This is a genomic window from Flavobacterium sp. N502540 (genome assembly GCF_025947365.1).
GTDB lineage: Bacteria > Bacteroidota > Bacteroidia > Flavobacteriales > Flavobacteriaceae > Flavobacterium.
The window spans coordinates 694,117-714,370 of sequence record NZ_CP110012.1; the positions used below are offsets into that span (position 1 = coordinate 694,117).

18 protein-coding genes are annotated in these 20,254 nt (G+C 35.9%); 10 read left to right on the plus strand and 8 right to left on the minus strand.

The window, feature by feature from the left end:
* Positions 1 to 121: 121 nt before the first annotated feature.
* On the minus strand, positions 122 to 283 hold the full coding sequence (rpmH, locus tag OLM58_RS03180; RefSeq protein WP_008464848.1) for a 50S ribosomal protein L34: 162 nt from the start codon (positions 281 to 283) through the stop codon (positions 122 to 124).
* A gap of 165 nt (positions 284 to 448) precedes the next feature.
* Between rpmH and OLM58_RS03185 the strand changes: the two genes are divergently transcribed.
* Positions 449 to 964 carry a DUF2892 domain-containing protein gene (locus OLM58_RS03185; protein WP_202701444.1) on the plus strand — a complete coding sequence of 172 codons (516 nt, stop codon included), beginning with the start codon at positions 449 to 451 and terminating at the stop codon, positions 962 to 964.
* A gap of 202 nt (positions 965 to 1,166) precedes the next feature.
* Here OLM58_RS03185 and OLM58_RS03190 read toward each other — a convergent pair whose 3' ends face one another.
* Complete coding sequence (locus OLM58_RS03190; RefSeq protein WP_017498816.1) at positions 1,167 to 1,826, minus strand: alpha/beta hydrolase; 660 nt, start codon at positions 1,824 to 1,826, stop codon at positions 1,167 to 1,169.
* A 317-nt stretch (positions 1,827 to 2,143) separates the two neighbouring features.
* On the opposite strand from OLM58_RS03190, the gene OLM58_RS03195 reads away from it, so the two are divergent.
* The gene (locus tag OLM58_RS03195; RefSeq protein ID WP_413614494.1) at positions 2,144 to 2,428 is read left to right on the plus strand and encodes an N-acetyltransferase; all 285 of its coding nucleotides are present in this window, start codon (positions 2,144 to 2,146) and stop codon (positions 2,426 to 2,428) included.
* Here OLM58_RS03195 and OLM58_RS03200 read toward each other — a convergent pair.
* The 3 genes from OLM58_RS03200 to OLM58_RS03210 form a co-directional block, all read right to left on the minus strand.
* A complete protein-coding gene (locus OLM58_RS03200) occupies positions 2,425 to 3,855 on the minus strand; it encodes an anion permease (RefSeq protein ID WP_264531177.1) in 1,431 nt (476 codons plus the stop codon). The two genes, OLM58_RS03195 and OLM58_RS03200, sit on opposite strands and share 4 nt — an antisense overlap.
* 21 nt (positions 3,856 to 3,876) lie before the next feature.
* Entirely contained in the window at positions 3,877 to 4,956 is a 1,080-nt protein-coding gene (locus OLM58_RS03205) for an OprO/OprP family phosphate-selective porin (RefSeq protein WP_264531178.1), read from the minus strand.
* A gap of 98 nt (positions 4,957 to 5,054) precedes the next feature.
* A complete protein-coding gene (locus OLM58_RS03210) occupies positions 5,055 to 6,203 on the minus strand; it encodes a hypothetical protein (RefSeq protein ID WP_264531179.1) in 1,149 nt (382 codons plus the stop codon).
* A 267-nt stretch (positions 6,204 to 6,470) separates the two neighbouring features.
* On the opposite strand from OLM58_RS03210, the gene OLM58_RS03215 reads away from it, so the two are divergent.
* The 3 genes from OLM58_RS03215 to OLM58_RS03225 are packed head-to-tail and all read left to right on the plus strand — an operon-like array spanning position 6,471 to position 9,979.
* The gene (locus OLM58_RS03215) at positions 6,471 to 7,853 is read left to right on the plus strand and encodes a TolC family protein (protein WP_264531180.1); all 1,383 of its coding nucleotides are present in this window, start codon (positions 6,471 to 6,473) and stop codon (positions 7,851 to 7,853) included.
* A 12-nt stretch (positions 7,854 to 7,865) separates the two neighbouring features.
* Positions 7,866 to 8,819 carry an HlyD family secretion protein gene (locus OLM58_RS03220; RefSeq protein WP_264531181.1) on the plus strand — a complete coding sequence of 318 codons (954 nt, stop codon included), beginning with the start codon at positions 7,866 to 7,868 and terminating at the stop codon, positions 8,817 to 8,819.
* Positions 8,820 to 8,821: 2 nt separating this feature from the next.
* The gene (locus OLM58_RS03225; RefSeq protein ID WP_264531182.1) at positions 8,822 to 9,979 is read left to right on the plus strand and encodes an ABC transporter permease; all 1,158 of its coding nucleotides are present in this window, start codon (positions 8,822 to 8,824) and stop codon (positions 9,977 to 9,979) included.
* A 75-nt stretch (positions 9,980 to 10,054) separates the two neighbouring features.
* Here OLM58_RS03225 and OLM58_RS03230 read toward each other — a convergent pair whose 3' ends face one another.
* The 3 genes from OLM58_RS03230 to OLM58_RS03240 all read right to left on the minus strand — a co-directional run bounded on the left by OLM58_RS03230 (position 10,055) and on the right by OLM58_RS03240 (position 13,653).
* Positions 10,055 to 11,689, minus strand: a complete 1,635-nt coding sequence (locus OLM58_RS03230; RefSeq protein WP_264531183.1) for an ABC-F family ATP-binding cassette domain-containing protein — start codon at positions 11,687 to 11,689, stop codon at positions 10,055 to 10,057.
* A gap of 238 nt (positions 11,690 to 11,927) precedes the next feature.
* Positions 11,928 to 13,103, minus strand: coding sequence for a GlmU family protein (locus OLM58_RS03235; RefSeq protein WP_264531184.1), 1,176 nt, complete (start codon positions 13,101 to 13,103; stop codon positions 11,928 to 11,930).
* Positions 13,104 to 13,398: 295 nt separating this feature from the next.
* Positions 13,399 to 13,653 (minus strand): type B 50S ribosomal protein L31, encoded by a 255-nt coding sequence (locus OLM58_RS03240; protein ID WP_008464817.1) that lies wholly within the window; start codon positions 13,651 to 13,653, stop codon positions 13,399 to 13,401.
* A gap of 262 nt (positions 13,654 to 13,915) precedes the next feature.
* On the opposite strand from OLM58_RS03240, the gene OLM58_RS03245 reads away from it, so the two are divergent.
* The 5 genes from OLM58_RS03245 to OLM58_RS03265 all read left to right on the plus strand — a co-directional run bounded on the left by OLM58_RS03245 (position 13,916) and on the right by OLM58_RS03265 (position 20,140).
* Complete coding sequence (locus tag OLM58_RS03245) at positions 13,916 to 14,446, plus strand: DUF4199 domain-containing protein (protein ID WP_202701459.1); 531 nt, start codon at positions 13,916 to 13,918, stop codon at positions 14,444 to 14,446.
* 9 nt (positions 14,447 to 14,455) lie between these two features.
* The gene (locus OLM58_RS03250; RefSeq protein ID WP_070907617.1) at positions 14,456 to 15,412 is read left to right on the plus strand and encodes a glycosyltransferase family 2 protein; all 957 of its coding nucleotides are present in this window, start codon (positions 14,456 to 14,458) and stop codon (positions 15,410 to 15,412) included.
* Between the two features lie 129 nt (positions 15,413 to 15,541).
* Positions 15,542 to 17,269, plus strand: a complete 1,728-nt coding sequence (locus tag OLM58_RS03255; protein ID WP_264532417.1) for a phospho-sugar mutase — start codon at positions 15,542 to 15,544, stop codon at positions 17,267 to 17,269.
* A gap of 4 nt (positions 17,270 to 17,273) precedes the next feature.
* Complete coding sequence (locus OLM58_RS03260) at positions 17,274 to 18,314, plus strand: PDDEXK nuclease domain-containing protein (RefSeq protein ID WP_264531185.1); 1,041 nt, start codon at positions 17,274 to 17,276, stop codon at positions 18,312 to 18,314.
* Positions 18,311 to 20,140, plus strand: a complete 1,830-nt coding sequence (locus OLM58_RS03265) for an ABC transporter ATP-binding protein (RefSeq protein ID WP_264531186.1) — start codon at positions 18,311 to 18,313, stop codon at positions 20,138 to 20,140. Before OLM58_RS03260 ends, OLM58_RS03265 begins: the two co-directional genes overlap by 4 nt.
* Positions 20,141 to 20,254 lie beyond the last annotated feature (114 nt).

Here is a 20,254-nt window from a genome sequence, read left to right on the forward strand (position 1 = left end):
AAGTACTTTAAAAAACATTCGTAGTGTATTCTAAACTAGAACGTTGCAGATTTTTTTACCGACAAGGTATAAAAAAAGGCGATACTAAAAAAGTAACGCCTTATTTATGTTTATAGAAACATTATTTCTTGTGTCTAGGTTCGCTAGAAACAGTTAATTTATGTCTTCCTTTTGCTCTTCTACGCGCCAGAACTTTTCTTCCATTCGCTGAAGCCATTCTGTCCATAAATCCGTGCTTATTTCTTCTTTTTCTTTTCGATGGTTGAAATGTTCTTTTGCTCATTGTTTTGTATCTTTAAAATGGTATCTAATATCTTTTTCTGTTTTTGAATATCATTATTCCAAAACCGAGTGCAAATATACAAAGACTTTTTTTTCTGGCAAGTAGTTTTATAAAAATATTTTTAATTCCTTTTGCTATCTTTGCAATCACAAATTTACAATAATTATGTTTCACAAAAATATTAAACTTATTTTAGCCGGACTTCTTGTAGTCGCTGGTATTTGGCAATTTACAGAGAGTAATATCGGGAATGGTATTTTCCTTATATTATTAACTGCAATTCCTATATTTCTTTACTTCAAAAACGAATTTATCCTTTTAGCCTTCCTTAAATTAAGAAAACAAGACTTTGAAGGAGCTAAAAAATGGCTTGCTTATATCAAAAACCCTGAAGCTGCCTTAGTAAGAAAACAACAAGGATACTTCAATTACCTGCACGGTATCATGTTATCTCAAACCAATATCAATCTGGCTGAGAAACATTTCAAAAAAGCAATCGAGCTTGGATTATCAATGGATATGGATCTTGCAGTTGCAAAATTAAACCTTGCCGGAGTTGCAATGTCACGCAGAAGAAAGCTTGAAGCGACTAATCTATTAAACGAAGCTAAAAAATTAGACAAACAAGGAATGCTAAAAGAGCAAATCTCGATGATGAAAGAGCAAATGAAAAAAATCTAATTTTTCAATTACAATATTTTAAATCCCAAATTCCACAAGAGTTTGGGATTTTTTATTTAGATCTTCTTTCTAATATAAAGATTAACGTTGAATTTGTCATTTCGCTCAATATTGTCATCCCGAGGAATGAGGGATAACAATATTACTCGTAAAAACCTAAAAACTTGAAACTTGAAACTTGAAACTTAAAAAAACTGAAACTTTAGTTTTCCAAGATGATCGAAGGCAGATTTTCATTCAGCCATTTGTATTTATTAAGAATCATAATATGTGTTCCTCCCTTGACTACAATGCAGCTATTAATATACTTTATAGGAAAAACATCATCCTGATCTCCGTGAATATGAATCACTTTAGGATCGATTTCACTTCTGTTCCATAAAATAATCGATTCGACCGCCCATTGCAAATAATTGAGATCCCGTACTGCGAGAAACTTTTCATACAACTTAATACGTTTGTTTACTTTTTCTCCAAAAGAATATTTCGCCAGATTTTCGATATTCAAAATTAACTTCATCGGAATAAGCTTATACGCTTTTGTTGTTTTTCCGATTTTCATTCGCCTTGGAAATTCTTTATTACTTCTTACACTCGAAATAATAATTACTTTTCGGGCATTAATATGTTTTGCTATTTCCTGAACCAAAACACCTCCAAAAGAAACCCCTACCAGGACCGGATTCTCATGTTTAATATTTTTAGAAATTCGAAGAGCATAATCTGATAAAGATTCTTTTGGCTGCGGAATCTCCCATTCCAGCAAACACATTTCAAAAACAGACTCGTCTAAACTGATTCTCTCAAAAATAGCGGGACTAGCCGCAAGACCGGGCATAAAATATACAGGAATTTTACTCATTTGACTGCAAGAGAATTTAAGGTTACCGCTTTTTTTAAGCTAAAATTACTTTTTTTAGCAATATCCAATGCAAATCTTACACCATAAATTACTCCCCGAACGAAACAAAAGCAGTAAACATGCACAATTCAGAACTATTCTAAGGAATAAAAAAATAATTTCATATTGAAAATCAAATGATTAACTTTGCAATCCTGTTAACTTATATTGAAACATTTTTTCCAGAATGTTCTTTATAAAATTACCAAATGTTCTTTTCTATTATTTTTTTTAATTCAATCCCCCAAAACATGACAAATATGGAACACATTGAAACTATGGAAATCAAAGACAATACTTTTGCAAGACAATTTGAAACCATAGTCCCTGAAGGCTTACTTTCTGTGGAGTATTCTTTTCAGGAAAAGAAAATTTTCTTAACCAAAATCAACTCCCCTGAAGGCTTTGATAATCCAGCTACAATTGACACTTTACTAAAAGGCATCATGGAAGTGGTTAGCGAAAAGAAATTCAGAATAATGCCTATCCATCCAAAAATTGTATTGTTTATTAAAAAGAATCCGGAATACAAAGAATTACTTCCTCCGGGAATCCGTATTTAGAAATCCCCAATTAACCGGAGCCACAATCCTCCTATTACCATATAAATAAAGAGCATAACCAGACCGGTTATCAAGCCTTTGACCCACCAGCTTTTCAGATCGACATAACCGCTTCCGAAGAAAACTGGTGCCGGCCCATGTCCGTAATGGGTTAAAGTTCCGTAAATAGAACCTACAAATCCCAACATAAAAGCCAATAGCAAGCCCGGAATTCCAAGTGAAATTCCAACACCCAATAATGCAGCATACATAGCAGCCACGTGAGCTGTTGCACTTGCAAAAAGGTAATGACTAAAAAAGTATACCAATACAATAATAGGAAATGCCATTTGCCAGCTCAAACCTCCTATTTCAGCTTTTACCACGTCGCTAAACCAGCCAATAAATCCAAGTTCATTGAGGGAGCTCGCCATCATAACTAAAACCGAGAACCACACTATGGTGTCCCAGGCTCCTTTTTCGGCTTTTACATCATCCCAGGTTAATACCGAAGTCAATAATAAAATAACCAAACCGATAAAAGCAGTAGTTGTCGCATCAATAGAAAACAGATCGCCAGTCATCCAAAGAAACAACAGAATAAAAAAGGTTAAGAGCATCATCCATTCGTTACGCGTGATCGCCCCCATTTCTTTTAGTTTCTGAGCTGCTATTTGCGGAGCATCTCCTGTTTTTTTCAATTCAGGCGGATAAATCTTGTACAATACCAAAGGAATTACGAAAAAAGCTACCAGACCCGGAACTATCGCAGCTGTCGCCCATGAAATCCAGCTAATTTTAATTCCAAGATTCAACGCAAACTTCTGGCACATTGGGTTACTTGCCGTTCCTGTTAAAAACATTGATGATGCGATCAGATTTGCATTGTAACTGCTCAGGGTAAGATACGATCCTAATTTTCGGTGTGTTTCGGGCTGATCCGGCATCGAACCAAAACTCATCGACATTGATTTCATAATAGGATAAATGATCCCACCTCCTCTTGCCGTATTACTTGGCACCGCAGGGGCCAAAACTAAATCGGCAAGTCCAAGACCATAAGCCAATCCAAGTGAACTTTTCCCAAATATCCTGATAAACAAAAAAGCAATTCTGTTCCCCAAACCTGTTTTGATAAATCCTCTCGCAATAAAAAACGAAATTCCGATAAGCCAAATTACCTTATCACCAAAGCCTTTCAAAGCCAAAGTGATCGATTTTCCCGCATCTCCGGGAGCCAGCACCTGTGTAAAAGCGGTTAATGCGATCGCAATCATACACATAGTACCCATAGGAGCTGCTTTTAAAATGATTCCAAGAATGGTTGCCACAAAAATGGCAAACAAATGCCAGGCTTCTGCAACAACACCATCCGGTGCCGGAATAAACCAAATTGCAAGTCCAGCGGCAAGTGTAATCAGCGTTTGAGGTATTTGTACTTCTTTCATAAAAAAGGAAATTAAATTGTGTTATAGTCGGAGTTGTAACTGAAGCAAAAACAAGTTGTCATTATAAAATGAGGTGTCGGGAATATTTTTGTCAAAACGATCAATTTCAAATCCCAATTCTATTCGTCCCGTATAAGCTTTCCCAAACTCAAGACTCAACATAGGCGTATACGTCTGACGTACATTTGAATTGACTTTGTAATTATTGTCAAATGATTCAAAACGACAAGACAGTTCCAGTGAAGTTAATTTTTTATAATCGACCAAATATCGCAAATTGGGTAAGAAGTAAATTCCCCGCATTTGATAATCGTCAACATTTGACGTTCTGGCATCTGCAGGTAATGAAAAATACAAATTATGATTGGTCCCCTGCTTGTATTCAATCTGCAAATCAAAAGTCAGCCTGTCGGTAAGCTTAAAATCACTGGTAATATCAATCCCTAAAGCGAAAACTTTCTGATTGGATCTTTTCCCGATTCCGCCATTTAGACCCAGATTGATCTTGTGTTCTTTAGACAGACCAAAACCCCATCTGGTCGTGTACAATTTTCCGTTATCGTTATCCATTTCCTGATTTTTCCCATTACCATTTAAAACAGAAACGGCATAGTTAACAGGAATCTTTCCAATATCGAAAGCTCCCGTTGCCGAAGCTCCAATTTGAAAACTTGTCCATCCGTTTTTACCAAATTCATAGTACTGATTGGAAAAATCAAATGACTTTATAATATCAACAGGCACCAGCTCTTCTATACCAAAAGCAGGACGGAACTGCCCTCCTGTCAAGGCTAAATATTTACTAAAAGTATATTTTCCGTAAGCATTTTCAAGAACTTTAGATTTGGGATCAGATTTAAAATCGGCAAGATTTACCAGAATTACGACTTCTGTGGCTTCGCTTAATTTGGTATTGAGTCCAACACGCATTCTTTTAATATCAAAGGAGCTTTGTGTTACTTGACCTGTAGAATGATGAGCTCCCAAAACATCAACATTTTTACCGGTACTTTCCAAATAACGCGCTTGAAAAAGCCCTTTTAACTGAAATTGTGGGTATTTAACATCACTTTCCTTATCAGCGGCTGTTTGCGCATTCATAAAAAATGACATTATAAAGAAAAAAATAATTTTTAGTAGTAGAGTTTTATTCATAAATGCTGTAAATCAGAAATTAGTCTAATATTTATAATTTAACCTTACCTTCTATTGGCACCAGAACCACGATTGGAATTTGGTGGCGCTGCTATACTTCTATTACCTGCCGGTCGGGTCGCAGGACGTGTTACCGGCCGGGTCGTTGATCTTGTAGTTGGATTTGTAGGCCGATTCACTGGCTGAGATGGTCTCGTCACTGGTCGGGTTGATGGATTTGTTGGGGTCACCGGCCGCGTTGTTGGTCTCGTCGTTGAGGGATTTGTCGGACGTGTTACCGGTCTTGTTGACGGATTGACGGGACGGGTGGTAACGGGTCTCGTTGGTCTTGTATTGGTAACCGGAGCAGGTCTCTTATAATCCCTTCCGTTGTAAGTTGTATTGTAACGGCCGCTGCTTCTATAATCTCGAACCACAGCCGATGAATTTCTTCTGGTTGTATAATTATTATAATAGCGCTGGTTTCTTATATTGACAGTTCTTCTATAATAAGGATTTCCATAGTAATGCCTATGATATCCCCAATAATCATGATAATAAACCGGGCGCCACGGACGCCAATAAGGAGGATAATATCCCCAATACCATGGAGATCGGTACACTACATATACTGGAGAAAACAAATACAATACTACCGGCCACACGTTTATGTTTGTTGTCACATAACCCGGATTACCGGCTGTTGTATTATAATTATTGACTGTGTTATTATTTACAATTACAGGAGCATCTCCTTTATATCCGGGATTAGGTGTTCCGGCTGTAGTGTCTGAAGGTTCTACAATATAATTTTTGCCGTACAAATCCTTATCTCCTATGATCTGAACATGTACATTATTCTTTTTATCTTTATCTACCTCAATAACAGCAACGTCCTGCTTCTCTGTGCTGTTTACTGCTACCTGAAGTACAATCACATGTGTATTCCCTTTCTTTTGACTTTCGATTTCGATATAATCAATCTCGCCGTCATTATTCAAGTCCAGATTATTTACCTTACTATCCTGTTCATTTAAGACTTTTTCAAATTCTTCTAAAGTTTTTGATTTCTGAAAAACATCCAAAACAGCGTACAAATTAAGATTATCTCCAGGCAAACCCAGAGCAACCGGTTCGTTATCATTTTGTGAAAACAACGGAAAACTAAATAAATGAGTTACCAAAACTGTCAAAAACAAAAGACCTCTTTTCATGTTAAAAATAAGTTAATTTGAAAACACATTTACTAAGATATGAAAAAACATACAAACTTCGACACAACATAGTAACTTTCTGTTAACCAAACATAAAATACTAAAAAAATTTTAATCACTGTTCACTTTTTAATTCCTTCAACCTTGATAATGTAAGACTTATATTCTTAACTTTGTAATAATCGCTCTCTCGATTCCTCCCCATTTCTTGTACTATCTTACAAAACCTGTTTCATGATTTGTCCAATAACAGAAATAAAAAATGTAATGAAAAAACACTTACTCCCTTTTCTTGTTTTTCTTTCTTTCCACTCTGTACAAAGTCAGATTGCAGTTTCTTCAACTCTGGAAGAAGCCATTCAGAAGGCTATTGAAAAAAGTACTTCTTTAAAAAATAAAGATTTAGATATTGAAAAATTAAATCTTCAGGAGAAAGGCGTCTGGAACAAATACATTCCAACTGTTGAAGCCAGTGCCTTATATTCTTATTTTGATAACAAACTTACAGTCGATCTTCCTACGGCTACCATTCCGATTGTAAACTATCCTTTGTTTGACGGAAAAACCGCTTTTAAAAACTACGGCAACATTTTTACAGGAAGTGTCATGGCTAAAACGGTACTATTCAGCGGCATGCAAATCCCAAACGGAGCGAAAGCCATCAAAGAGAAAACGAAAGGAACGGTATTTTTAAAAGAAACCGAAAAAGATGCCATCACAAAAGAGGTCATCAACACCTTTGACCAACTGGAACTACTAAAAGTAATAGACAAACTTATTAAAGAAAGCGAAAACCGACTGGATACGGAAACCAAACGTGTTACAAAAGCAATTGAACAAGGACTTGCCATTCCGTATGACAGGGATAAGATCAAACTAGCAGCACTGGAACTTTCCTCCAAAAAGATTGAACTGGATGGAAAACGAAAATTAATTTATAAAAAAATTCAATATTTAACCGGTTATTCAATTAGCGAGATAGATCATGTTCAGTATACCTTAACACCTTATCTGATTACTGACGAGAAATTAAGCACACAAAACAAGCAGGAAATAAAAGCTTTAGAATCTTTCAAATCGGCTTATGAATATTTATTAAAGAAGGAAAAAGGAACTTACTTACCCACGCTCGGAGCTTTTGGAGGTGTATCCTATTCAAGTTTATTCAACGCCAATGCTACGACCCCCATCGTTACAGGAATCAATCAGGCCTTATATTTAGGTCTTAATGAACTGACCATAAGTCAGAACTGGATTGTGGGAGCAGCTATGAAATGGGAAGTCTTTTCCGGCTTTGAAAGAAAGCACAAAGTACATGAAGCGAAGATTAATATTGAACAGGTACAAAATCAAATTGATGATACGAAAGAAAAACTTGAGCTTCTTCTTGAAAAAAATCTTGTTGATTATACGGTTCTGACTCAAAAAATAGACATCACTCAGCAACAGGAAAAAGTTGCCAGTAATAATTTGAACCTGGCTATAAAACAATACAAAGAAGGTCTCATCAACATATCGGAACGACTTGAAGCAGAAAACGATTCTTATAAAGCGGCAGTAAATAAAACCACCACTTTAATTGAACAGAGACTTGCCGCTATTGAAACCATAATTGCCACTGGCGATCTGTCGAAAAAACTATCCAAATAAAAGTTTTGTTTTATGAAAAAAGCAATCATTAGCACCGCAATCATTTTTCTTTTCACAGCCTGTCAAAAGACAGAAAAAGGAAATTTAATTCAGGGAAAAATCGAAAAAGAACAAATTGCCGTTGTGAGTAAAATTCCGGGCAAGATTTTAAAAATATGGGTCAAAGAAGGCGATTTGGTTCAAAAAGGAGACACGCTCGCTGTTCTGGATATTCCTGAAGTAGACGCTAAAAAAAGTCAGGCCGAGGGAGCTGTTGTCTCCGCAAAGGCACAATACAAAATGGCTGTAAAAGGAGCCACCGAAAACCAGATCAAGCAATTGGAAGCTAAAAAAACGGGACTGAAAGAACAATACGAATTTGCACAAAAATCAATCAGACGACTGACCAACATGCTTAAAGATTCTCTCATATCTCAGCAAACTTACGATGAAACTTTCGCCAAATATCAAGGCGCACAAGCACAATACAACGCTGTTATTGCAGAATTAGACGACGCTAAAAAAGGAGCCCGAATCGAACAGCAAACTATGGCACTTGGACAACAGGATCGTGCGCTTGGAGCGTTGCAAGAAGTAGAAACCGCCAACAAGGAACGCTACATCATTGCTCCTCAAAATATGAGTATCGAAACCATCACCCTAAATCTTGGCGAACTGGCCCTACCCGGTTATACTTTATTTAATGGTTATATCGACAACAGTATCTATTTTCGCTTTACGATTCCTGAAAATCAATTGGGCGAATTTAAAAAAGGACAGGAAATTACCGTTCATGTTCCCTATAAAAAAGAAAACATTAAGGGAAGAATCTCAACGATAAAACAACTGGGAGCCTACGGAAATATTGCTACGGCCTATCCTGATTATGAAATGCAGGAAAGCTTGTTTGAAATAAAAATAACACCTGTTAATATAGAGCAAACCAAGGATCTGATTACGAAAACAACTGTCACCTTATCTCATTAACTATGCAAAATTTCTTTTCATTGCTTAAACGGGAATTTCAATTGTTCTGGAAAAACAAAGTCCTGAGAATCCTTTTTATCGGTGCACCTATTTTATACGGTGTTTTATTAGGCTACGTTTACGGAAAAGGCAAAGTTACCGACTTACCCATTCTTGTAGTCGATCAGGACCGTTCTGAGCTAAGCTCAAAAGCCATTCAGATGTTTGAGGACAACGAAGTACTATCCGTCTCATCTATTTTATACGACCAGAACAATCTTTCTAAACTTGCCATACAAAAAGATGCCACTTGTGTGGTTATCATTCCGAAAGATTTTGAGAAAATGACTCTCACCAAAAAATATCCTGAAATTACGACTATCGTTAACACCTCTAATGTACTCACTGCTAACTATGCCTCAACAGCCATACAAATTTGTCTGGGCACTTTAAAGGCCGGCGTTCAAATCGAAACCTTAAGAAAACAAGGAGTTCCGGAAAACTTGCTTGCCTCACAATACGAACCCTTCAAAACTACGTTTATCAAAAAGTACAACCGAAGTACTAATTATATGTATTTTCTTTGGCCAGGGGTTTTGGCGACTGTTCTTCAACAGGTTTTACTATTAGGACTGGCGCTTTCATTTGCATCAGAATTTGAAAACGGAACTTTTAAAGACCTCGTAAAAAAATGCCCTTCTCTTCTGAAAATGCTGGCAGTAAAAATAATCCCCTATCTGATCATGAGCTTTGGAATCTGGATCATTTACTGGCTCTTCACGTTGTGGTTCCGACTGCCATTTTACGAAAACTTAGCGCCTCTTACTTTTATTGCCGGTTTTTTTGTACTGGCGGCTTCTTTCATCGGAATTCTGGTCAGCATCGTAGTTCCGAATCAGTTAAAAGCAACCGAGATTTTAATGGTAATAGCCACACCAAGCTTTATCCTAAGCGGTTTTACCTGGCCCTTAAGTCAGATGCCACAGACTGTACAAGCCATTGCCAATGTAATTCCACTCACCCATTTTTTAAAAGCTTTCAGAATATTAATTATAGAGAACGGTACATTTTCACAAACCACAGCCTCTATCCGCAACATGATCATCATTGGACTCGTGTGTGCCATAGCCGCCTACATTGCCTTATACTTTAAAAAGAAAGAAGCACTTAAAGAAATTTAATTCCTTTACTACGAGACATAAAAAAAGCACAGAAATTTAATCTCTGTGCTTTTGTATCTTAAGAGTAAACGAAAATTACTTTTCGATTTCTCGCATAGAATCCATTTTCTTATGTGCCAGGAATCCTGCAACATCTTCAAAGTGTTCTTTTACACGTTTGTTTCCAAATTCAAACACTTTAGTCGCTAAGCCATCTAAGAAATCACGGTCGTGAGAAACCAAAATTAAAGTTCCGTCGAAATCACGTAAGGCATCTTTAATAATATCTTTGGTTTTCATGTCCAGGTGATTCGAAGGCTCATCCAGAATCAATAAGTTTACAGGCTCTAACAATAGTTTTATCATTGCCAAACGAGTTTTTTCTCCTCCTGAAAGCACTTTTACCTTTTTGGTAATATCATCTCCTTGGAACATAAACGCTCCCAGAATATTTTTAATCTGAGTACGAATATCTCCTACTGCAATAGCATCAATCGTTTCAAAAATTGTAGCATTCTCATCTAGTAATGATGCTTGGTTTTGTGCAAAATATCCAATTTGTGCATTATGTCCAATCTCAACACTTCCGGAATCAACGCCAATTTCTTTCATGATCGCTTTGATCATGGTCGATTTTCCTTCTCCATTTTTCCCCACAAAAGCTACTTTCTGACCGCGTTCGATTACAACATTAGCATCTCTAAACACCACATGGTCTCCGTAAGCCTTAGACATTTCTTTTACAATAACAGGGTATTGCCCGGAACGTGCCGCTGGCGGGAATTTCAAACGCAATGCAGAAGTATCTACTTCATCAACCTGAACAATTTCAAGCTTCTCCAGCATTTTTACACGAGACTGAACGGCGTCAGTTTTTGAGAATGTTCCTTTAAAACGATCAATAAAAGCTCTGTTATCAGCAATCATTTTTTGCTGCTCATCGTATGCTTTTTGTTGGTGTATACGACGGTCTTTTCTCAATTCTAAATAATGAGAATATTTTGCTTTGTAATCGTAAATCCTTCCCATGGTTACCTCAATAGTACGATTCGTAATATTATCTACGAATGCTCTATCGTGCGAAATCACAACTACTGCTTTTGCCGAATTAACCAAAAACTCTTCCAACCATTGAATACTTTCAATATCCATGTGATTGGTTGGCTCATCCAATAAAATCAAATCCGGTTTTTGAAGAAGAATTTTAGCCAATTCGATACGCATTCTCCATCCTCCTGAAAATTCAGAAGTCTGACGAGTAAAATCTTCGCGCTCAAAACCTAAACCTGTTAATATTTTTTCAACTTCGGCTTCGTAGTTTACTTCTTCGATCGCATAGTATTTCTCACTTAAATCTGAAACTCTCTCGATTAGTTTCATGTAAGCATCACTTTCATAATCGGTACGAACCGTTAATTGCTCGTTGATTTCATCGATTTCAGCTTTCATTTTAAAAATTTCTCCAAAAGCCTTAGAAGCTTCTTCCATTACAGTCGAACCATCTTTTGTTAACAAATGCTGAGGCAAATAAGCCACAACGGCATCTTTCGGAGTTGAAACACTTCCGGTAGAAGGCTTACTTTGACCGGCAATTATTTTTAAAAGTGTCGATTTTCCCGCACCATTTTTACCCATAAGGGCAATTTTATCATTTTCATTGATAGCAAAAGAAACATCGCTAAATAATGTAGTTCCACCAAACTGAACCGAAATATCGTTAACTGTAATCATTATCTTCTGTGAATTTATTTAATCGGTTAATCGTTTATTTGATAACCCATTTTTTTCGTGGTGCAAAGATAGATTAATTAGATAATTAGGCAATGTGATAATTAGAAAATGAGATAATTAGTCAATTAGATAATTTTTGAAATGCAAATTTTATCTTTAAAAAACGAGAGCCGTTATTTGCTTACGCAAATAACGGCTCTTCAAATTATCTCATTATCTGATTGCCTAATTATCTAATTTAATCTTTCCTCCATTTTTTAGTTTCTTCAAAAATGTGTTCTAAGATTGCAGCTTCTGTTTCGTCAAATTCAATATTTCGACGCCCCATAACTAATTTCGCTGTTTCAAAAGCTTTTTTGGTCACATAAGTTGTAAAACCGGCTGCCCCACCCCAAGAAAAACTTGGAACAAAATTGCGTGGAAAACCGCTTCCGAAGATATTAGCACTTACTCCAACTACTGTTCCGGTGTTGAACATGGTATTGATTCCACATTTACTGTGATCTCCCATCATTAAACCACAAAACTGAAGTCCGGTTTTAGCAAACCCTTCGGTTTCGTAGCTCCATAGTTTCACTTCTTCGTAATTGTTCTTCAGGTTCGAATTGTTGCTGTCGGCACCAATATTACACCATTCACCTAAAACAGAATCCCCTAAAAACCCATCATGGCCTTTGTTTGAATTTGCAAAAAGCACTGAGTTCTTAACTTCTCCGCCAATTCTCGATCCCGGACCTACTGTTGTAGCTCCGTAAACTTTGGCGTTTAGTTTCACCTGTGCATTCTCGCATAAAGCAAAAGGTCCGCGAATTACAGTCCCTTCCATAATCTCTGCATTCTTACCTATATATATTGGCCCATTAGAAGCATTCAGTGTTACGAACTCTAATTTTGCACCTTCTTCCAGAAATATATTTTCAGGAGCAATAACATTTACACTTTTTGGGATCGGCTGCGATTTTCTGTCTTCGGTCAAATACTGAAAATCTTCACGGATCGCGGCATCATTTTTAGAAAAAATATCCCAGGTATGTTCTACGGTCAGACAAGCGTCATTGTATGGAATGATTTCATAGGAATCAAAATCAACTTCTTCCTGATTTTCATTCGTAAAAAAAGCAATTACATCATCCCCTTTAAAAATAGCCTGATTAGCCTTTAAATCTGAAACCATCTCCGCAAGTGTATCATTTGGTAAATACGCTGCATTGATCATTACATTCTCTTCCATTTCTACCATCGGAAATTTTTGCGATAAATAATCTTCGGTAATGGTAGTTATAGTCGAACCTAGACGTGCTTCCCATTTCTGGCGAATCGTCATAATTCCAATTAATATGTCAGCAACAGGTCTTGTAAAAGTAAAAGGTAATAATGCATTCCGGACGGGACCGTCAAAAAGAATGTAATTCATAAATAATTAAATTTGATACTTGTTAAAATCTTGATTTGGTTATCGGGATCAAAGTTACAATTATTTTATTTGTGTCATTTGTACTGTAACAGATATAGTACATTTTTTTTTAACCGCTAAGTGCGCTAAAATTTTACGCAAAGTTCGCCAAGTTTTTTTTGCAGGTATGCCTTTTTAAAGGGATAAAGCTCGCAAAGCTTTGTAAACAGAGGCTTTATATAAAACCTTGTACTTGTTTCTATTAAATAAAAAAAGCCTCCCGAATGGAAGGCTTTTGTATAATTTTAAACCGCTATTATTTTTTAGCGTGTTTTGCATATTTAGTTTTGAATTTATCAATACGTCCTGCAGTATCGATAAGTTTAGATTTACCAGTATAAAATGGGTGAGATGTTCTAGAAATCTCCATTTTTACAACTGGATACTCAACTCCGTCAACTTCAATTGTTTCTTTTGTATCTGCAGTAGATTTAGTGATAAAAACTTCGTCATTTGACATGTCTTTAAATGCAACTAATCTGTAATTTTCTGGGTGAATTCCTTTTTTCATCTTTTTATTTTATTTATTGTTTAGAGCATTTTTATTTTGAAGCTTTTCCATGGTTAGAAAAAGGTGTAAACAACACTACTCTTTTTTTGTTTAAAACTTTTAATTATTTTTAAGTGCGCAAATTTACAACTTTTTTCGAATTAACAAATCTTTTAATCAATATTTTTAACGAGTCGGCGATTTGCATTAAAATTTTTAATATCTATCTGGTGTGTACTCGTAATTACTATATTTGTGGATTAATTTTAAAACATATAGAAATATGATCAATGAAGTTATTAAAAAGAATGGAATTACTTACGGTGTAATGATTGGAATTGCATCTGCATTATTTACTGCTACGATATACGCGATTGATCTGAATCTGTTCACAGCCTGGTGGATGGGCATCATAGGTATTGTAATCAGTCTGACAATCAGCATCGTTTTACTTTCTAAAACTAAGAAAGAATTAAAAGGAGTTTTCCCTTTCAAAGATGCTTTTACCACTTACTTTATAGCTGCTGTAATTGGAGTTCTAATTTCTACTTTATTTAATATTGTTTTATTTAACGTTATTGATCCGGGCGCAAAAGATACTTTAAACGAAATCATGATCAAATATACTGCTAACATGATGCAGAAATTTGGAGCTCCTGCTTCATCAATTAATGAAGCCATTAGCAAAATGAAAGAAAGCAGCCCTTACTCGACTTTTGAATTATTAAAGGGATCTGTTTTTGCAATTGTTATCAGTGCCATTTTTGGATTAATTTTCGCCGCATTTTTTAAAAGCAAAACTACACAAGAATAAAAAAAATAAATGAATTTATCTATACTTATACCGCTTCTTAATGAGGAGGAATCACTAAAAGAACTCTATTCGTGGATTATTAAAGTGATGCAATCTAACAATTACTCTTATGAAATCATTTTTGTGGATGATGGAAGTACAGATGATTCTTGGAATATCATTGAAAGTTTCTCTAACGAAAATCCGAATGTAAAAGGGATTCGTTTTATGAAAAACTTTGGAAAATCGCAGGCTCTGCATGCTGGTTTTGCCAAAGCACAAGGAGATGTTATCATCACTATGGATGCGGATTTACAAGATAGCCCGGACGAAATTCCTGGTTTATATGAAATGATCACAGTTCAGAAATTTGATTTGGTTTCAGGATGGAAAAAGAAACGTTACGATTCTGTAGTAGCAAAAAATCTTCCTTCAAAACTATTTAACTGGGCCGCCAGAAAAACTTCAGGTGTCGAGTTAAACGATTTCAACTGCGGATTGAAAGCTTATAAAAATGCCGTAGTTAAAAACGTTGAAGTTTCGGGCGAAATGCACCGTTACATTCCGGTTTTGGCTAAGAATGCCGGTTTTAATAAAATCGGAGAAAAAGTGGTTATTCATCAGGCCCGTAAATATGGTGAAACTAAATTTGGAATGGAACGTTTTATAAACGGTTTTCTTGATTTAATTACTATTTGGTTCTTATCCCGATTCGGAAAAAGACCTATGCACTTGTTTGGTGCTATTGGATCGTTGATGTTTATCATCGGATTTTTACTGGCTGGTTATATCGGAATTTCAAAATTATACCATATGTATAACGGAATGAAATACAGCCTAATCACCAATAATCCATGGTTTTTCATTGCTTTGACTACCATGATACTGGGAACTCAATTGTTCCTGGCAGGTTTTCTGGGTGAAATTATCCTGAGAACCAAAAACAACGAAGCTCGTTACAAAGTAGCCCGTGAGGTTAATTTTTAACGTAAACCCCTAGCCCCGATAGTAGTGGAAATCCTTTTTCTTTTTCCTTTAAAAAGAAAAAGATTGAAACGGATAGCGGGAATAAGCTCTATAAAAAACTTATTATTTTAATATAAAAAGACACGAATGATGAATATAGCACCGAATATTCTAAATGCAGTAAACGAATGGCTAACCCCTACATTTGACAGCGAAACGCAAGCTGCTGTTAAAGAATTAATGACCACCTCACCAAAGGAACTAGAGGAAAGTTTTTATAAAAATCTGGAATTTGGAACTGGCGGAATGCGTGGTGTGATGGGTGTTGGAAGCAACCGTATTAACAAATACACCCTTGGGAAAAACACTCAGGGTTTATCTGATTATTTACATATTGCGTTCCCAAACCAACCTTTAAAAGTAGTCATTGCGTATGATTGCCGTCACAACAGTAATAGCCTGGCAAAGGTTGTTGCAGATGTTTTTTCGGCAAACGGAATTCACGTGTATTTATTTTCAGATTTGCGACCAACTCCGGAATTATCCTTTGCTCTTAAATATTTAGGCTGCCAATGCGGAATTGTATTAACTGCTTCTCACAATCCACCGGAATATAATGGTTATAAAGTGTACTGGGAAGATGGCGGACAAATTGTTCCTCCACAGGATACTGCAATTATCGACACGATCGAGAATTTAGGTTATGATAAAATTAAATTTAAAGCTAACGAAAGCCTGATCGAGTATATCGATATCGAACTCGACAAAGCTTTTGTAAAATCGTCTATCGAAAACGCAAGCTTCAATACTCCTGCTAAAGCAAAAGACAACCTACATATTGTTTTTACTTCTTTGCACGGAACTTCTATAAAATCTATTCCTGATACTTTATCGCAGGCAGGTTATAAAAATGTACATATCGTACCGGAGCAAGCCATTCCTGATGGGAATTTCCCAACGGTAAAATCTCCAAATCCTGAAGAACCTGAAGCTTTAACTATGGCTCTGGCTTTGGCTGATAAAACGAATTCAGATATAGTAATTGGAACGGATCCTGATTGCGATCGTCTTGGTGTTGCTGTTAGAAACAACGAAGGCAAACTGATTTTACTGAACGGAAATCAGACCATGGTTATGATGACCGCTTTCTTATTGAAACAATGGAAAAAAGCAGGTAAAATTAACGGAAAACAATTCATTGGATCTACCATTGTTTCGACTCCGATGATGATGGAATTAGCCACCAATTATGGTGTTGAATGCAAAGTAGGACTGACAGGTTTTAAATGGATTGCCAAAATGATTAAAGATTTCCCTCAACTTCAATTTATTGGAGGCGGTGAAGAAAGCTTTGGTTTCATGGTTGGAGATGCCGTAAGAGACAAAGATGCCGTTGCCGCAACCTTATTAATCTGCGAAGTTGCCGCTCAGGCAAAAGCAGCAGGAAGCAGTGTTTACAAAGAGCTTCTTCAGCTTTATGTTGAAAACGGTTTTTATAAAGAACATTTGATTTCTTTAACCAAAAAAGGGATGCAGGGTCTGGAAGAAATCAATCAAATGATGATCAGTTTGCGCAACAATCCGTTAAAAGAAATCAGCGGGCAACGTGTGATCATGATGGAAGATTACCAGACATCAATTGCTTTGAATTTATTGACCGGGGAAGAATCGGTAATGGATATTCCAAAATCAAATGTACTGATTTATTATACTGAAGACGGTTCTAAAATTTGCGCCAGACCAAGCGGAACTGAGCCTAAAATTAAATTCTACATTAGTGTTAATGCACAGTTGGATACTGTTGAGGATTTTGATGCGGCAGAAAGCTACCTGGACGAAAAGATACAAAGCATTATTGCAGGTATGCAATTGAAATAAAACAATGAGTGACAAGCCTGACACAAATGACAAACCTGAACTATTAGATTCAATCATTGGACTAATAGATCAGACACGTCATTTTGTTGCCAAAACGGTTAATCAGGAATTAACGCTCTTATACTGGAAGATTGGAAAAACAATCAATGAAGAGATTTTAAAAAATGATCGGGCTGATTATGGAAAAAAAATAATCCCCTCATTAAGCGAAGCTTTAACCAAAAGATATGGAATAGGTTTTAATAAAAGAAATCTACAAAGCTTTATCAAACTAAACTCTGAAATACAAGACTTTGAAATTTTGCACACACTGTGTGCAAAATTGACTTGGTCACATATCAGATCATTAATCTACATTGAAAATGATATAAAACGTGAATTCTACATCCAAATGAGTATTCACGAAAGATGGAGTGTTCGAACTTTACAAGAACGCATGGACAGCATGCTTTTTGAAAGAACAGCTATCAGCAAAAAACCAGAAGAAACAATCATTAATGATTTAGCTTTACTGAAAAACGAAAAACAAATTAGTCCGGACTTAACTTTTCGCGATCCGTATTTCTTAGATTTTTTAGGATTACATGATACTTATTCCGAAAAAGACTTAGAAAGTTCCATCTTAGCTCAATTACAAAACTTCATCACAGAGATGGGCAGTGAATTCGCTTTTCTAGCCCGCCAAAAAAGAATTACTATTGATGATGAAGATTTTTATATTGATTTACTTTTTTACCATAGGGGATTAAAATCTCTGGTCGCTATCGATCTAAAACTAGGAAAATTTAAAGCCGGCTACAAAGGTCAAATGGAATTGTATTTACGCTGGTTAGAGAAAAACGAACAAAAAGAAGGAGAAAACAAACCAATTGGATTAATTTTATGCAGTGAAAAATCACCTGAACAAATCAATTATCTAATGCTGGACAATGACGAACAAATCAAAGTCTCAGCCTATTTAACCCAATTACCTGAAAAAAAATTATTATTAGAAAAGCTAGAAAAAGCAATTGCCATAGCAGAAAATAACATCAAAAATAAATGAGTAATTTCAAAAAAATAGTTCCTTTTATATACCCGTATAAAAGATATGCATTCTTAAATATCTTTTTTAATATTTTGTATGCACTTTTTAGCACCCTTTCTTTCATGGCATTAATTCCGATGCTTCAGGTTTTGTTTGACAAAACGAAGAAGAATCATGTCATGCCAACTTACGAAGGGATTGCGCACATAAAAGAATTCGGAGAAAACTATCTGAGCTATTACATTACAAAAAATACAGATCCTAATAATCCCGGATTTATACTTTCGGTAATGGTCGCATTAATTATTTCGATATTCTTATTGAAAAATTTAGCCGATTATCTTGCTATGTTTTTCATTAATTTTTTACGAAATGGTGTATTGCGAGACATGCGAAATGCATTGTATAAAAAAACACTGGAACTGCCTTTGGCTTTTTATTCTGAAAAAAGAAAAGGAGATGTCATTTCCAGAATCTCTGCTGATGTAAATGAAGTTCAGACTTCCTTTTTAGCCATTTTAGAGCTTATCGTAAAAGAACCTTTAACGATCATTTTCACGATCGGTGCCATGCTAATTATCAGTGCCAAACTTACTCTGTTTGTATTTGTTTTTATTCCTGTTTCGGGATATATTATCTCCTTAATCGGAAAACAATTAAAAAAACAATCGGGCAAAGCTCAACAGGAACAAGGCAGCTTTTTATCGACTATTGAAGAAACGATTGGCGGTTTAAAAGTGGTAAAAGGATACAATGCTGAGAACTATTTTAATACTATCTTTCAAAATTCAACGGAACGTTTTTTCAAACTGTCCAACAGTATAGGGAATCGCCAAAACTTAGCATCGCCAGCCAGTGAGTTTATGGGAATTACTGTAATTGCGATATTACTTTGGTATGGAGGTCAAATGGTTCTGATTGAAAAAACACTCGACGGCCCATCTTTTATTGCCTATATGGGATTAGCTTATAACATTCTAACGCCTGCAAAAGCAATCTCTAAAGCTTCTTACGGAGTAAAAAGAGGAAACGCCGCTGCAGAACGTGTTCTTGAAATTTTAGAACAGGAAAATACTATTACCTCTAAAGACAAAGCTGTTGAAAAAACATCGTTCGACAGTAACATCAGCGTTCAGAATATCAACTTCAAATACGAAGACGAAACGGTTCTGAAAGACTTTTCTCTTGACATCAAAAAAGGACAAACCGTTGCACTTGTTGGACAATCCGGTAGTGGAAAAAGTACGATTGCTAATTTGTTAACCCGTTTTTACGATGTAAACGACGGAACAATTTCAATTGACGGCATCAATATTAAAGACATGAATCTTCAGTCACTTCGTAGTTTGATGGGACTGGTAACTCAGGACAGTATTTTATTCAATGATACCATCAAAGCCAATATCGCCTTAGGAAAACTAGACGCTACAGACGATGAAATTATCGAGGCATTAAAAATTGCAAATGCCTTTGAATTTGTAAAAGAACTTCCTTTAGGCATTTACACCAACATTGGCGACAGTGGAAACAAACTTTCAGGAGGGCAAAAACAACGATTATCAATTGCCAGAGCGGTCTTGAAAAACCCGCCAATTATGATTTTGGATGAAGCAACATCGGCATTGGATACTGAAAGCGAGAAATTTGTTCAGGTGGCTTTAGAGAACATGATGCAAAACAGAACTTCAATTGTAATTGCTCACCGACTTTCAACCATTCAGAAAGCAGATGTTATTGTTGTCATGCAAAAAGGAAAAATCGTAGAACAAGGAACACATGACGAACTGATTGCGCATAACGGAACCTATAACAAACTGGTGACCATGCAGTCTTTCGAGTCCTAAACATAAGCAGACAGGCTTAGCCACAAATTATACAGATTACCACAGATTATTTTTCTCTCAACGAATTAAAATCTTATATTTATCTGTATAATTTGTGGCTTTTTTATTTCGAAT

Bases quoted from the DNA above. Each gene is read 5' to 3' on its own strand.
- rpmH (WP_008464848.1), bottom strand. From the start codon at position 283: ATGAGCAAAAGAACATTTCAACCATCGAAAAGAAAAAGAAGAAATAAG.
- OLM58_RS03185 (WP_202701444.1), top strand. From the start codon at position 449: ATGTTTCACAAAAATATTAAACTTATTTTAGCCGGACTTCTTGTAGTC.
- OLM58_RS03190 (WP_017498816.1), bottom strand. From the start codon at position 1,826: ATGAGTAAAATTCCTGTATATTTTATGCCCGGTCTTGCGGCTAGTCCC.
- OLM58_RS03195 (WP_413614494.1), top strand. From the start codon at position 2,144: ATGGAAATCAAAGACAATACTTTTGCAAGACAATTTGAAACCATAGTC.
- OLM58_RS03200 (WP_264531177.1), bottom strand. From the start codon at position 3,855: ATGAAAGAAGTACAAATACCTCAAACGCTGATTACACTTGCCGCTGGA.
- OLM58_RS03205 (WP_264531178.1), bottom strand. From the start codon at position 4,956: ATGAATGCGCAAACAGCCGCTGATAAGGAAAGTGATGTTAAATACCCA.
- OLM58_RS03210 (WP_264531179.1), bottom strand. From the start codon at position 6,203: ATGAAAAGAGGTCTTTTGTTTTTGACAGTTTTGGTAACTCATTTATTT.
- OLM58_RS03215 (WP_264531180.1), top strand. From the start codon at position 6,471: ATGAAAAAACACTTACTCCCTTTTCTTGTTTTTCTTTCTTTCCACTCT.
- OLM58_RS03220 (WP_264531181.1), top strand. From the start codon at position 7,866: ATGAAAAAAGCAATCATTAGCACCGCAATCATTTTTCTTTTCACAGCC.
- OLM58_RS03225 (WP_264531182.1), top strand. From the start codon at position 8,822: ATGCAAAATTTCTTTTCATTGCTTAAACGGGAATTTCAATTGTTCTGG.
- OLM58_RS03230 (WP_264531183.1), bottom strand. From the start codon at position 11,689: ATGATTACAGTTAACGATATTTCGGTTCAGTTTGGTGGAACTACATTA.
- OLM58_RS03235 (WP_264531184.1), bottom strand. From the start codon at position 13,103: ATGAATTACATTCTTTTTGACGGTCCCGTCCGGAATGCATTATTACCT.
- OLM58_RS03240 (WP_008464817.1), bottom strand. From the start codon at position 13,653: ATGAAAAAAGGAATTCACCCAGAAAATTACAGATTAGTTGCATTTAAA.
- OLM58_RS03245 (WP_202701459.1), top strand. From the start codon at position 13,916: ATGATCAATGAAGTTATTAAAAAGAATGGAATTACTTACGGTGTAATG.
- OLM58_RS03250 (WP_070907617.1), top strand. From the start codon at position 14,456: ATGAATTTATCTATACTTATACCGCTTCTTAATGAGGAGGAATCACTA.
- OLM58_RS03255 (WP_264532417.1), top strand. From the start codon at position 15,542: ATGAATATAGCACCGAATATTCTAAATGCAGTAAACGAATGGCTAACC.
- OLM58_RS03260 (WP_264531185.1), top strand. From the start codon at position 17,274: ATGAGTGACAAGCCTGACACAAATGACAAACCTGAACTATTAGATTCA.
- OLM58_RS03265 (WP_264531186.1), top strand. From the start codon at position 18,311: ATGAGTAATTTCAAAAAAATAGTTCCTTTTATATACCCGTATAAAAGA.